This window comes from Plantibacter sp. VKM Ac-2876, assembly GCF_015350715.1.
Lineage (GTDB): Bacteria > Actinomycetota > Actinomycetes > Actinomycetales > Microbacteriaceae > Plantibacter > Plantibacter auratus.
The window spans coordinates 576,344-589,939 of the sequence record NZ_JADKSI010000003.1 but is presented as its reverse complement, the minus strand read 5'-3'; the positions used below and the strand labels follow the sequence as shown (position 1 = coordinate 589,939).

13 protein-coding genes are annotated in these 13,596 nt (G+C 69.3%); 3 read left to right on the top strand and 10 right to left on the bottom strand.

Going from position 1 to position 13,596, the window contains the following annotated elements:
- Positions 1–11: 11 nt before the first annotated feature.
- Complete coding sequence (chvE, locus tag ITJ62_RS15330) at positions 12–1,124, bottom strand: multiple monosaccharide ABC transporter substrate-binding protein (RefSeq protein WP_079706775.1); 1,113 nt, start codon at positions 1,122–1,124, stop codon at positions 12–14.
- Positions 1,125–1,637: 513 nt separating this feature from the next.
- Positions 1,638–2,657, bottom strand: coding sequence for a serine hydrolase (locus ITJ62_RS15325; RefSeq protein WP_194603864.1), 1,020 nt, complete (start codon positions 2,655–2,657; stop codon positions 1,638–1,640).
- Between the two features lie 134 nt (positions 2,658–2,791).
- Between ITJ62_RS15325 and ITJ62_RS15320 the strand changes: the two genes are divergently transcribed.
- On the top strand, positions 2,792–3,811 hold the full coding sequence (locus ITJ62_RS15320) for a LacI family DNA-binding transcriptional regulator (RefSeq protein WP_064294998.1): 1,020 nt from the start codon (positions 2,792–2,794) through the stop codon (positions 3,809–3,811).
- 223 nt (positions 3,812–4,034) lie between these two features.
- On the opposite strand, the gene ITJ62_RS15315 is transcribed toward ITJ62_RS15320, so the two are convergent.
- On the bottom strand, positions 4,035–5,231 hold the full coding sequence (locus tag ITJ62_RS15315) for an ROK family protein (protein WP_370581948.1): 1,197 nt from the start codon (positions 5,229–5,231) through the stop codon (positions 4,035–4,037).
- Positions 5,232–5,321: 90 nt separating this feature from the next.
- On the opposite strand from ITJ62_RS15315, the gene ITJ62_RS15310 reads away from it, so the two are divergent.
- Positions 5,322–5,795, top strand: a complete 474-nt coding sequence (locus ITJ62_RS15310) for a GNAT family N-acetyltransferase (protein ID WP_194603861.1) — start codon at positions 5,322–5,324, stop codon at positions 5,793–5,795.
- A gap of 80 nt (positions 5,796–5,875) precedes the next feature.
- Here the strand turns inward: ITJ62_RS15310 and ITJ62_RS15305 are convergent, their stop codons facing one another.
- Positions 5,876–6,487, bottom strand: coding sequence for a hypothetical protein (locus ITJ62_RS15305; protein WP_064295001.1), 612 nt, complete (start codon positions 6,485–6,487; stop codon positions 5,876–5,878).
- A gap of 132 nt (positions 6,488–6,619) precedes the next feature.
- Between ITJ62_RS15305 and ITJ62_RS15300 the strand changes: the two genes are divergently transcribed.
- Positions 6,620–7,123: a metallophosphoesterase gene (locus ITJ62_RS15300; protein ID WP_194603858.1), complete on the top strand. Its 504-nt coding sequence runs from the start codon at positions 6,620–6,622 to the stop codon at positions 7,121–7,123.
- A 90-nt stretch (positions 7,124–7,213) separates the two neighbouring features.
- On the opposite strand, the gene ITJ62_RS15295 is transcribed toward ITJ62_RS15300, so the two are convergent.
- The 6 genes from ITJ62_RS15295 to ITJ62_RS15270 form a co-directional block, all read right to left on the bottom strand.
- Positions 7,214–8,347 carry a Gfo/Idh/MocA family protein gene (locus ITJ62_RS15295; protein ID WP_370581947.1) on the bottom strand — a complete coding sequence of 378 codons (1,134 nt, stop codon included), beginning with the start codon at positions 8,345–8,347 and terminating at the stop codon, positions 7,214–7,216.
- Positions 8,348–8,408: 61 nt separating this feature from the next.
- Positions 8,409–9,104, bottom strand: a complete 696-nt coding sequence (locus tag ITJ62_RS15290; protein ID WP_064295003.1) for a ThuA domain-containing protein — start codon at positions 9,102–9,104, stop codon at positions 8,409–8,411.
- A gap of 49 nt (positions 9,105–9,153) precedes the next feature.
- Positions 9,154–10,107, bottom strand: a complete 954-nt coding sequence (locus ITJ62_RS15285) for a carbohydrate ABC transporter permease (RefSeq protein ID WP_194603854.1) — start codon at positions 10,105–10,107, stop codon at positions 9,154–9,156.
- Positions 10,107–11,033 (bottom strand): carbohydrate ABC transporter permease, encoded by a 927-nt coding sequence (locus ITJ62_RS15280; protein WP_071258845.1) that lies wholly within the window; start codon positions 11,031–11,033, stop codon positions 10,107–10,109. Before ITJ62_RS15280 ends, ITJ62_RS15285 begins: the two co-directional genes overlap by 1 nt.
- A gap of 7 nt (positions 11,034–11,040) precedes the next feature.
- Positions 11,041–12,351, bottom strand: coding sequence for an extracellular solute-binding protein (locus tag ITJ62_RS15275; protein ID WP_124769989.1), 1,311 nt, complete (start codon positions 12,349–12,351; stop codon positions 11,041–11,043).
- A gap of 50 nt (positions 12,352–12,401) precedes the next feature.
- Positions 12,402–13,592, bottom strand: coding sequence for a Gfo/Idh/MocA family protein (locus tag ITJ62_RS15270; protein ID WP_228498525.1), 1,191 nt, complete (start codon positions 13,590–13,592; stop codon positions 12,402–12,404).
- Positions 13,593–13,596: the final 4 nt, after the last annotated feature.

Here is a 13,596-nt window from a genome sequence, read left to right as displayed (position 1 = left end):
TGCAGGACTGACTAGCCCTTGATCTCGTCTTCGGTCCAGTAACCGGAGTCCACGAGGACCTCCTGGATGTTGTCCTTGACGACGATCTGCGACTCGAGGAGGAAGGACGGGACGACCTTCTTGCCGTTGTCGTAGTCCTCGGTGTTGTTGACCTCGGGCTTCTCACCGTTCAGCACGGCGACGGCCATCTTGACGGCTTCGCTCGCCAGCTGGCGGGTGTCCTTGAAGATGGTCGCGTACTGCTCGCCGGACTCGATGGCCTTGACCGAGTCGAGCTCGGCGTCCTGGCCGGAGATGACGGGCCAGCCGTCGCCCACCGAGTAGCCGGCGTCGGTCAGCGCCGAGATGATGCCTCGCGAGATGCCGTCGTAGGGCGACAGGACCGCGTTGACCTTGCTGCCGTCGGAGTAGGTCGACGTGAGGATGTTCTCCATACGCTTCTGCGCGGTCTCACCGTCCCAACGGAGCGTTGCAGCCTGCTCGAAGGAGGTCTGGCCACTGGCGACCTTGAGGGTGCCCGCGTCGATGAACGGCTTCAGGGTGTCCTGAGCGCCGTCCCAGAAGAACGTGGCGTTGTTGTCGTCGGGCGAGCCGGCGAACATCTCGATGTTGAACGGACCGGCGGGTGCGCCCTCGGTGGGCTTGCCCTCGAGGTCGACGAGGCCGAGGCCGTTGAGGACCGAGTTGGCCTGCTGCACGCCGACCTTGTAGTTGTCGAACGACGCGTAGTAGTCGACGTTCTCGCTGTCGCGGATCAGGCGGTCGTAGGCGATGACGGGGATGTCGCCGTCCTTGGCCTCCTGCAGCACGCTCGTGAGCGTGGTGCCGTCGATCGAGGCGATGATCAGGACGGAGGCGCCCTTGGTGATCATGTTCTCGATCTGCGAGACCTGGGTGGGGATGTCGTCCTCGGCGTACTGCAGGTCGACCTTGAAGCCCTCCTTCTCCAGCTGCTCCTTGACGGCGTTGCCGTCCTGGATCCAGCGCTCGGAGCTCTTGGTGGGCATCGCGACGCCGACGAGCTTGCCGTCGCCTTCGCCGCCGCCCGATCCGCCGCTTGCGCCGCCGGAGCAGCCGGCGAGCGACACGACCATCGTGCCTGCGGCCAGCGTGGCGAGGAGCATTCTCTTCTTCACTGTGTGGTTCCTTCCCTAGGGAGTTGCTTGGACGTCATTGTCATGCGCAGGTCTGTCGGCATCGATGTGTCCAGCTCATCGAGGCCGCTCATCGGCTACGTGGCGTTCGCGGGTGCGGGTGCGGACGCCTCGTCGTGGTGCCGGCGAGGGTGCAGGGAGAGGTGGCCGGCGGAGCGCCGGGCCGAGAGAGAGCTGCGGTCGGATCGATCGGTGCCGTGGATCGGGAGGCGGCTCATCGCCGACCTGCTCGCTCCATTGCGCTTCGTTCCCACGTCGACTTCCTCGTCACTCCGAATGTGACCGTTCACATTGTGTGTCACACGATAGCCCCAGACCTCCACCTGATGTCAAGTCGGGATGGGTCTCATTTTCATAACCGGCGACTGTCGGGGCATGGTCGCGCTCTCAGTGCGCCCGTGCGGGCACGTGCCGGGGGCGCAGGTACGCCCCGATCGGCGTGGCCGAAACCCGGGGAGGTGCCCGGGCGATCCCAGTGGACGCCTAGAGTTCGGCGTCGATCGCGCGGATGACGTCCCAGGCGCCGTCCTCGGAGTTCGACAGCACGACGACGTCGATGGCGTCGGCGGCGGTCGGGCCGAAATAGGTGCGGACGATGCCGCTCGCGCCGGGGTTGACACCGTCGAGGTACATCGATCGCACTTGGCCGTCCTCGTCGACGTCGAACTCGAAGCCGAAGCCGTAGGAGATCTCCTCGTCGACCTCGATCTGCGGGGAGGTGAACTCCTCGGTCAGCTCGGCGGTGAGGATCTTCGCGTCACGGGCGGCGCGCAGGAAGGTGATGAGGTCGCCCGCGGTGGACTGTGCACCGGCGTCCGGACCGCCGAGCGGTGGGAACGCGTCGGCGTTCGAGTGCCAGACGCCGTCGTCGTCGACGTCGCCGCCCTCGGCCAGGCCGGGCTCACCCGTCCGGCGGTCGACGAAGCCCGAGTGGTCCATGCCGAGCAACGCGAACACCTGCTGCTCGATGAGCTGGCGGTAGGGCAGTCCCGTCACGCCCTCGAGGGCGAGCCCGAGCAGCACGTAGCCCGCGTTGACGTAGTTCGCCTCCTCGCCGGGGGCCGCGAGCGGCTCCTTGTCGGCGAAGAGCGGCAGGAGGTCGGCGGTCTCGCGGATCGACGAGGCCGGGCGCTCGGCCCAGAGGTCGTCGTAGCTCTCGCCGGCGGTCTCGTCGGCGTCGTCGGCGATGCCGGAGGTGTGGGTGAGCAGGTGGAGCAGCTGGACGTCGCGGCGGATGGTGGTGCCGTCGAGGTCGACGTACTCGTGGATCGACTCGTCGAGGTCGATGTGTCCGGCGTCGACCTGCTGGAGCACGGCGGCGGCGGTGAAGAGCTTCGTGATGGACGCCGTGTCGAAGCGGGTGTCGAGGGTGATGGGCTCGTCGCGCTCCCTCGAGGCGAGGCCTCGGGCGGCCTCGAAGAGCGTCTCGTCACCGCGCTTGACGAGCACGACGCCCGAGAAGTCGGTGGCTTCGATGACGCGGGCGACGCTTTCGGTATCCATCCCCCAACGGTACCGTCGCGGACCCCTCCGTGGCTCCACGCACCCTGGGGGACCCGATCCGTCGGGGGCCTGAGGCGTGTGCATAATGGGTGCAGCACGAAATGTGACCGTGCACATCGAGGTCCGAGGAATCCGTGAGCGACGACGCCGAACGGGGGCGAGCCCCCAATATCCGTGATGTCGCGCGCCTGGCCGGGGTCTCCCACCAGACGGTCTCGCGAGTGCTCAACAACCACCCGAGCATCCGCGACTCCACCCGCGACCGCGTCCTCGCCGTCATGGACGAGGTCAACTACCGTCCGAACCGGGCGGCCAGGGCGCTCGTGACGAGTCGGTCGCGGACCATCGGCGTGCTCGCGAGCCAGCGGTCGCAGTACGGTCCGGCGAGCATGATCCAGGCGATCGAGAACGCGAGCAAGGACGCCGGCTACCTCGTCAGCACGGCGAACCTGCCCGACGTCTCCGACGCGTCGATCGTCGCGGCCGTCGAGCATCTGCTCGCGCAGTCGGTGGACGGCATCGTGGTCATCGCACCGCAGGTCCGGGTGTTCCGGGCGATCGAGGAGTTGCAGGTGCGGGTGCCGTTCATCGCGGTGCAGTCCGGCGGCGACCTCGACGACCACTCGATCGGCGTCGACCAGGTCGCCGGTGGACGGTTGGCGACGCGGCACCTCATCGAGCTCGGGCATCGGAACATCTACCACCTCGCCGGCCCGCAGGACTGGATCGAGGCTGAGGCGCGCATGCACGGGTTCCTCGCCGAGATGAGCGCGCAGGACGTGCCGACGACCGCGCCGATCCTCGGAGACTGGACCGCCGACTTCGGGTATCGCGCCGGGATCGAACTCATGCGGGTGCGCGACTTCACGGCGATCTTCTCGTCGAACGACCAGATGGCGCTCGGCCTCATCCACGCGATCCGCGACGAGGGGTACGACGTGCCCCGGGACGTGTCGATCGTGGGGTTCGACGACATCCCGGAAGCGCCGCACTTCTGGCCACCGCTCACGACGGTGCGGCAGGACTTCGACGAGCTGGGGCGTCGTTGTGTCGCGAGGTTGCTCGGCAACCTCGAGGTCGACGCCGTCGGGTACCGCGGAACGATCGAGCCCGAGCTCATCGTACGGAAGTCGACGGGTCGCCCGGCCTTCTGACCCCTGGTGGTCGTGTGTGGTGGTGGAGCCAGCGCGGTGCGCTGACGTGAGGGCGGGTCACACGCGTGAGCGCGCCCCTCTGGAGACCCGCGCTCGAGTCCACGCGCCGCGCCCAAGCCGACTCAGGCGATCTCGCGTCAGCGCACCGCGCTGACGCCGGGTGAGCACGTCTCGCGTCAGCGCACCGCGCTGACCACCAGGCCGACAGCACCCAGGGCGACGATCACCAGGCGGCGGGGTCCGCGATGAGTCGATCGAAGGCGAGTTCCGCGGCACCGATGAGCAGGAGGTCCTGGCCGAGTTCCGCACGCACGATCGTGACGTCCTCGAACGGCGGGACGAGCGCCCGCTCACGGACCGCGTCGTGCAGATCCTCCGACGCCAGTTCGAGCACGATCCCGAGATGCCCACCGAGGACGACGAGTTCGGGGTCGAGGATGTTCACCGTCCCGGCGAGCGCCCGTCCGAGCGTCCTGGCCTGCCGGACGACCTCCTCCCGCATCGCCCCGGCCGGATCGGCCGCGATGCCCTCGGCGAGCGCCGCTTCGAGGACCGCGTCGTCCCCGGCGGTGAGGCCGGCGACGTGGAGCAGCTCACTGCGTCGGACGGCGTCTTCGAGCGCGTTGCCGGCGGCCGTCGCCGAGGTGTGACCGAACTCCCCCGCGTACCCGCGCGCACCACCGACGGGTCGGCCACCGGCGATGATGCCACCACCGATACCGCTCGCGCCACCGTTCAGGTAGACGAGGTCGTCGATGCCGCGGCCAGCCCCGAAAGTCCGCTCCGCCCGTGCGCCGAGACTCGCGTCGTTGGCCGCGAACACCGTGCGACCGGTCGCGGCACGCAGCCGTTCGACCAGGGGCTCGTCGACCCACCCGAGGTGCGGTGCGAGTCGGACGACCCCGTCGGCGTCCCGGACGAGACCGGGGATCGCCAGGCCGATCCCGCCGCCACCGCGCGCTTCGTCGGGCAGGCGGGCGGCGAGTTCCGCGACCAGCTCCGCGATGATCGCCGTCGCCTCGGCAGCCGTCGGTGTCGTGTCGACCTCGCGACGCACGCGCTCGAGGACCTCGCCGCCGAGTCGCACGGCCGCCACCGTGATCGCGTCGAGTTCCGGGTTCGCCGCGAAGGCGACGGCTCGCGGGCCGGCCGAGACGAGCGGCGACGGCCGGCCGACACCCTGCCCGCCGACCGGGACCGACTCCAGGACGATGCCGATCGAAGCGAGTTCCGTGACGAGCGCGGCGACCGTGGACCGGTTGAGCCCGGTCGCCTTCGTGAGCGCCGACCGCGACTGCACCCCGCCCTGGTGCACGAGCTCGACGATCCGCCCGAGGTTGCGACGGCGCACCGAGTCGAGTCCGCTCCCCATGCCGGATCCGCCCGCCGGACCCGCCCCGACCGCTGTCGACTCGCTCACACGCACACCCTCTGCTCGATCCCTCCAGTGTTCCCTATCCGGGCACGCGCCGGTTCACCCGCCGCCAGCCGTGGATGGTTGACTGGACGGATGCCCGCCGCCTGGACACTCCGCCCCGCCACCATCGACGACTCGACCTGGATGGCCGAGTTGCGCGCCGTCGTCATGCGGCCCGACCTCGACCGCCTCGGTCGCTACGACGAGACCCGCGTGCGCCGTCGCTTCCTCGACGGATATCGACCGGAACACACCTCGGTGATCGAGGTCGACGGCGTCACGGCCGGGCTGGTCGCCCTCCGTCCGGAACCCTGCGAGCGGTGGGTGGAGCACTTCTATCTGGCGCCCGAGCACCAGGGCGCTGGCCTCGGCACCGCGGTGCTCGCGCGGCTCCTGGCCGATGACGGTGATCCGCGCCCGTTCCGTCTCAACGTCCTGCAGGGCAGCCCGGCCCGCCGCCTCTACGAGCGCCACGGCTTCACGCTCGAACGCGAGGACGAGGTCGACGTCTGGATGGTCCGCGGCGCGGGAGCAGGAGATCGGCACGGCAGCAGGACGTTCGGCTGAGTGCCGTTCTGCCACCGAGCGGATCTCTTCCTGCGACGCGCGCACCGGCTACCGGGTGAGCCGCGCGACCCCCGAGCAGCTCACGCGGGCTGGCGGACCGTGGTGACGATGTCGACGAGGTGCGGGTCGGCCGGCGCGGAGCCGAAGCCGAAGCGCACGGGCGGGTCGAGTCTGGCGAGGGTGCCGAGGTCCGCACCGGACCAGCTCGCGGTGGCGGCGGTGATGCGGCGAGCGCCGGTCACGCCGTAGTACTCGCGTCGACCGTTGCCGGCGGAGCCCGCCGTCCGGGCGCCGGGTTGGAGCACGCGGGCGAGGGGGTCGATCGTCTGCAACCAGACGGGGTTCACCGCCACGGGTTTGGGGACGACCCGCAGCGCACGACCGAGCGGAGAGCTTCCGCCGATGCGGAGGGTCGTGTCGAGCGGACCGCCCACGAAGCGGAGCCCCGTCGGCAGGCGCGTCCAGCCGACGGTGCCGATCTCGACGTCGTCGAAGGTATACGTGGAGGAGATGAAGTCGGCGATCTCCTGCGTCGGCGCGAGGAGCAGGCGTTTGCCGCGGGAGTCCTCGATCATCGCGTCGGCGAAGGAGCCGAACGGGGAGGTGGACCAGAGCCCGAGGACGATGCGGACGCCGCCCGTGGTGCCGTAGCCGGCGATCCTCCCGGAGAAACGAAGGTCGGTTGCGGGCATGGGATCACCCTAGTCGCCCCTCCTGCGGGAGTATCCGTGAACGGCGGTCCGCGGCCCGGTCGCCGAGCAGGTCGACGGGCGCGGGAGCACCACCCGGTTGACGAGGTCGGCGCGATCCGCTTCCGTGGGAACATGCCGACCTCGCTGCTCCTCCTCGCCGACACCCACCTGCCCAAGCGGGCGAAGGTCCTGCCGGACGCGGTCTGGGCCGCCGTCGACGCAGCGGACGTCGTCGTCCACGCGGGTGACTGGGTCGACGAGGCGACCCTCGACGCCCTCGAGGCCCGCGCCGCCCGCCTCGTCGGCGTCTTCGGCAACAACGACGGCCCCGGACTCCGCGCGCGTCTCCCCGAGGTCGCGCGTTTCGAGGTCGATGGGCTGCGGTTCGCCGTCGTCCATGAGACGGGGGCGGCGACCGGTCGCGAGCGACGGGCCGACGAGGCCTTCCCCGAAACCGACGTCCTCGTCTTCGGACACAGCCACATCCCGTGGGACTCGGTCTCGCCAGCTGGTCTGCGTCTGCTCAACCCCGGCTCGCCGACGGACCGCCGACGTCAACCGGAGTGCACGATGATGACCGCTCGGGTTGAAGACGGCACCCTCACCGACGTCCGCCTCATCCCGGTCGCCCGCTAACCCTCCCCCTGCCCGCGAACGGTCACTCGACGCTGGTCCGAGCGGCTGGAACTGTGCCGAAGTGACCGTTCGCGGGCAGTGGGAGGAGGGTCAGGCGACGGTCGCGGGCTGCAGCACCGGTGCCGGGCGGTCGACGGTGCTCGTCAGTTCCACGACGCGGTGCTCACGACCGGCGACGATGATCGCCTCCATGATCTCCAACACGTGGAACGCGAGGTCGCCCGAGGCCCGATGCGGTCGGTCCTGCTCGATCGCCTCGGCCAGGTCGGACAGGCCCACGCCGCGCCCGGCGTCGACGAAGCCGGCACTGTCGGGGACGGCACGCCAGGTGCGGTCGTCGGCCGTCGCGATCTCCACCGGGTCCGAGAACCGGTTCGGGTCGGGCACGGCGACCGTCCCGCCCGTCCCGTAGACCTCGAAGAGCGGCACGCGGCTCGCCCACACCTCGAACGAGACCGTCACGGTCGAGACCACCCCGTTCGCGTGCTCGAGGATCGCGGTGACGTGCGTGTCGACCTCCTCGTGCACCGGGATCGGCGTCCCGGCGAGCGCGCCCGTCGCCACAGAGCGCTCACGATCCGACCGCGCGACCGCCCCCGACACCCGCACGACGGGGCCGAAGAACGATACGAGGCTCGTCAGGTAGTACGGCCCCATGTCGAGGAGCGGCCCGCCACCCGGCTGGTAGTAGAACGCGGGCGCCGGGTGCCACAGCTCGTGGCCCGGGGCGCTCCAGGCGACCGCCGCCGCGATCGGCCGACCGATGGCGCTGCTGTCGAGCACGGCGAGCGCCGTCTGGACGCCCGACCCGAGGACGGTGTCCGGTGCGCTGCCGACGCGGAGTCCCTTCGCCGCCGCGAGTTCGAGCACCGGTCGCGCCTCGGCGGTCGACAGCGCGAGGGGCTTCTCCCCGTAGACGTGCTTGCCGGCCTCGAGGGCTCGGAGCGCGACCTCGGCGTGCGCAGCCGGGATGGTCAGGTTGAGGACGACGTCGACCTCGGGGTCTGCGAGCAGCTCGTCGACGCTCGACGACCGCACGCCCTGTTCGGCGGCGACCTCAGCGGCGCGGGCGAGGTCGAGGTCCGCGACGACGACGAGCTCGAGGTTCGGCAGCTTCGGGAACTCGGCGAAGTACTGCTTCGAGATGTTGCCGACGCCGATGACGCCGACCCGGAGGACGGATCCTCCGGCGGTCTCCGATGCCCCGTTCAGCGTGCTGCCCACAGCGGGCCCCTTTCGATCATGGCGCGGCCGGCGTTTCCGCACCGGTCCTCGACGATCCCGTTCAGCGTGCTGCCCACAGCAGGCCCCTTTCGATGATGGTGCGGACGTTCGGGTCTTCGACGATCTCGATGCGGTGGCCGGGTGCGGACACGAAGATCCTGCCCTTCCCCCACTGGCGCGTCCAGATGGCGGGCGCCGTGACGGGACGGTTCCACGCGTCCCAGGGCCGCACCTCCTGCGTCGTCGTCGCGAGGACGTCGTTGTACTCGTCGCTCAGCACCCAGTACTGCTCGGTGACGAGGTCGAAGTCCTCGATCCCCTCCGTGATGGGGTGGGTCCGGCCGTACTCGGTGATGTGGACGGTGTAGGGGATGTAGTTGTCGGACTGCTCCCCCGTCCGCTCGGCCGGGTCCTTGCCGGCGTGGTGCGCGAACTGGCCACCGATCATGTGGAGGTAGTCGGCGTTGTTGCGGTACGAGTCCGCGATCCCGCCGTGCCAACCGGCCATGCCCGTCCCGTTCAGGACGGCGCGTTGCAGGCCGGCGAACTCCTCCGGCTCGATGGTGTTCATCGTGTTGATCTGCACGATGAGGTCGACCGTGTCGAGGTAGTCGGTGTCCGTGTAGACGGTGGTCCCGTCCTCGACGCGGACGGTGAACCCGTTCGCCTCCAGGAAGGGGATGAAGGCCGCGGTCGTCTCGACGGGCATGTGCCCGTCCCAGCCGCCTCGCACCACGAGCGCCTGCTTGTCAGTCATGTGTTCCTCTCAGGGGATGGTTCGGTCATTGGTCGGCTCGCGATCAGCACTACTTGCTGAAGCCGGCGGTCATGCCACTGATCAACTGGCGTCGGCCGAACAGGTACAGGATGAAGATCGGCAGGGTCGACAGCACCACGGCGGCGAGCACGGCCGGCACGTTCACGCTGAACGAGCCCTGGAACGTCCACAGCGACAACGGCAGCACGCGGTTGCTCGGCGACTGCGTGAGCACGAGCGGGAACAGGAATCCGTTCCACACGTTGAGCGCGTTGTACAGCGCGACCGTGACGATCGCCGGCCGGGCGAGCGGGAGGACGAGCGAGACGAGGGTCCGCCAGCTCGACGCCCCGTCGACGGTCATCGACTCGAACAGCTCCTTGGGGATGTCACGGATGAAGTTCGACAGGATGAGCACGGTGACGGGCACCGCGAAGCCGATCGACGGCAGGATCAGCGCCAGGAGGGTGTCGTAGAGTCCCGCCTTGCTGAGCATGTAGAACAGCGGGATGATCGTCGCCTGCAGCGGGATCGCGAGGCCGAGCAGGAAGAACGAGAACGCTCCCCGCGTGAACCGGGAGTTGGTGCGCACGATCGCGTACGACGCCATGAGGCAGACGAACACGGTGACGGCGACGCTCGCGACGGTGATGATGACGCTGTTGCCGAGGTAGAGGAAGAAGTCGCTCTGCAGGACGAGTGCGTAGCCGTCGAGGGTCGGGTCGGTCGGCGGGATGAGCTGGTTGCTCGCGAAGAACCCGGCCTGCGGGCGCACGCTCGTGATGACGATGTAGTAGATCGGCAGCACGATGATGAGCAGCCAGATCCAGGCGCCGATCCCGCCGATGATGTTCGGCTTGCGGCGGGCACCGCGGGGGCGTCTGCCTCGCGTCTCATGCTCGCCCGGGCGTCCGCGCTTGGAGCCGGCCGTCGAGACGCTGACCGTGTCGAGGCTTCCCGTCGGGAGCGCACCGGGCTTCGTGAGTGGGTTGGTCGCTGACATCAGAGGCCCTCCTGCTGACTGTCCATCTTGGCGAAGCCGCTCAGCTTGGTGAGCAGCAGGGCGATGGCGAGACCGATGACGGCCAGGATGATCGCCATGACGCTCGCCTGCCCGAACTGGCTCGCGGAGAAGCCCGTCACGTACATGAGGATCGGGAGGATGCGGGTGCCGGCGCTCGGAACGCCGCCGGTGAGCACGAAGATCACGTCGAAGTAGGTGAGCGAACCGATGATCATGAGCGTGGACGACGTCACGAGCGTGTATCGCAGCTGCGGGAGCGTGATGTGGAAGAACTGCTTGACGGTCCCAGCCCCGTCGATCTCGGCCGCCTCGTAGAGGGACGCCGGGATCTGCCGCACGCCACCCTGGAACAGGAGCGTGTGGAAGGGCACGAACTGCCACGCGATGATGAAGATCACGACGAACAGCACGAGCTGCTGGTTGCCGAGCCAGTCCTGCTTGAGGAACGGGATGCCGAGCGACGCAGACAGGCCGAAGTTCGGGTCGAGGATCGCCTTGAACGCGATGGCGGTCGCCGCCGACGACAGCAGGAGCGGCAGGAAGAAGATCGCGCCGAGGACGGCCCGGTTGCGCTGCTTGCCGGCGGTCCACGTCCCGAGCAGCAGGCTGATCGGAGTCTGGACGATCCACGAGATCACGATGACCTTGAGGGTCAGGACGAGGGCGTCGATCGCGACCGGGTCGACGAGGACGGAGGCCCAGTTGTCGAGGCCGACCCACGCGGGGTCGGTGATCGCATCCCAGCGGGTGAAGCTCAGGTACAGGGCGACGATGAGCGGGATGATCGCGAAGACGAGGAAGAAGCCCAGCGCCGGCGCGACCATCCAGCCGCTGGGGCCGGTGCGGCGGCGCATCGCTGCCGCACCGGCCCCTCGGGCCCCGTTCAATGGACGGGTGACGGTCATCGGGAGATCACTGTCCGATCGTCTTGTTCATGTTGTCGGAGAACTCCTGCGGGGTGATCTGCAGGTTGAACAGCTGGTCGAGGTTCGTCAGCAGCGCGGTCGCCTGTGCCGGCGGGAGCGCCTGGTCCCACGACATCTGGAAGTTCTTGGCGTTCTTCGTCAGGTCGTAGACGGTCGTGCCGAAGTCGCCGCCGGCGTCCGCGATCTCCGCGTCGATGTCGGTGATGGGCGGCACCTGGCCGGCCTTCACCATGCGGTCGATGTAGCCCTTGTCGAACACACCCTCGGTGAGGTACTTCAGCGCGCTGGCCTTCTGCTCCTTCGTCGCCGAGGCGGAGATGGAGAAGTAGCCGGACGGGTTGCCGACGATGTTCGACGGGTCGCCCTTGCCACCGGTGACGGCGGGGAAGGTCGTGTAGCCGAGACCCTTCTCGGCGAACTCGGCCGCCTGCTGCTTGAAGGTCGTCATGACCCAGGCGCCCTGGAGCATCATCGCGGCCTTGCCCGTGTAGAGCAGGGCGACGTCGGCGTTGCTGTCGGCGGTGACCGAGGCGTAGCCGTCGACGAACGCGCCGGCCTTCACGAGCTCCTGGATCTTCTCGTTCGCCTCGATGATGCCGGGGTCGCTCCACGCGTCGGCCTCACCGGCCATGATCTTGTTGAAGGCCTCGGGGCCGGCGACGCGGTCGACGAGGTACTCCTCCCACATGAGCGACGGCCACTTGGAGGCACCGGCGAGCGAGAACGGGGCCACGCCCGCGGCCTTGAGCTTGGGGATGGCGTCGACGATCTCGTCGAAGTTCGTCGGGACCTCGACGCCGGCGGCCTTCAGGACGTCCTTGTTGTAATAGAACATGATCGGCGTGGTGGCGTTCATCGGCACCGCGTAGACCTTGTCGTCGATGACGCCCTGGTTCCAGACGGACTCGAGGAACTTGCCCTTGGCGTCCGCGGTCTCCGAGGTGATGTCGGCGACCTTGCCGGCGTCCACGTAGGAGTTCAGGGTGCCGCCCGCCCAGCTGTAGATGATGGTCGGGGCGCTGCCCGCGCCGACCGCCGTGCGGATCTTGGTCTTGTAGGCGTCGTTCTGGAAGTAGGTCGCGGCGATCTGGCCGTCGGCGTTGGCGCCGTTCCACTCCTTGAGCGACGGGCCGAGGACGGTGTCCTCGTCGGTGCCGGTGAGGCCCCAGAGGGTGGCACTGCCACTCGGGGCGCCGCCGCCGCTGGAGCAGGCGGTCGCGCCGAGCATGAGGGCCGAGACGCCGAGGGCGACTGCGGCCAGTCGGGTCCGACGGCGGGATGAAGTACGAAGCGTCATTGCGTTCTCTCCTTGGTGGGTGCTGCTGCTGATGGTGCGATGGGGACGGATCAGTCGGTGGGCGTCCAGGCGCTGCCGTTCGCGGCGCTCGACTCGACGGCGCGCAGGACCCGCTGGACCTGCAGCCCCTCGGCGAAGGACGGCTCAGGGTCGGTGCCGGCGGTGATGGCCTGGACGAGGTCGCGCACCTGGTGCGAGAACGGGTGCTCGTAGCCGATACCGTGGCCGGTCGGCCACCAGGCGGCCATGTACGGGTGCTCCGGCTCGGTGACGACGATGCGCGTGAAGCCCTGCTTGCCGGCGGGAGCAGTGGCGTCGTAGACCTCGAGCTCGTTCATCCGCTCGAGGTCGAAGGCGATGGCTCCGCGCGAGCCGCTCAGCTCGATGCGAAGCGCGTTCTTCCGGCCGGTCGCGTAGCGGGTGGCCTCGAAGGCACCGATCGCGCCGTCCGCGAGTCCGCCCGTGAGCTTCGCGGTGAACCAGGCGGCGTCGTCGACGGTGACCGCGCCGCGTTCCTCCGAGGCGGTCCCGCTCAGGCCGACGGTCTCGCCGAGGAGCGGTCGCTCGGTGACGAAGGTGGCGAGCGTCCCGCTGACGGTGTCGAGTCGGGCACCGGTCAGGTGCTGCACGAGGTCGATGGCGTGAGCGCCGATGTCGCCGAGCGAGCCGGAGCCGGCCTGCTCCTTGTCGAGGCGCCAGGTCATCGGACCCTCGGCGTCACGCAGCCAATCCTGGAGGTAGAGCGCGCGGATCTGGCGGACGTCCCCGAGCGCGCCCTCCGCGATGAGCTGGCGGGCGTAGCCGATGGCGGGCACCCGACGGTAGCTGAAGCCGACCATGGAGCGGACGCCGCGAGCCCTCGCCGCCTCGGCCGCGGCGACCATCAGCTCCGCCTCCTCGACGCTGTTGGCGAGCGGCTTCTCGCAGAGGACGTGCTTGCCGGCTTCGAGGGCGGCGATCGCGATCTCGACGTGCGATGAGCCGGGCGTGCAGACGTCGACGATGTCGATGGACGGGTCGGCGATGACGCTTCGCCAGTTCGTCGAGGCCGACTCCCAGCCGAACTTCACGCGGGCCGCCTCGAGTGCATCGGCGTTGCGGCCGACGATCGTCGCCATGACCGGTTCCGCGTCGAGGTCGAAGAAGCGCGGTGCGGTGCGCCAGGCCTGCGAGTGTGCGGCTCCCATGAAGCCGTATCCGATCATCGCGACCCGGAGTTCCGGCCGTCCGCTTCCCGCCATGTGC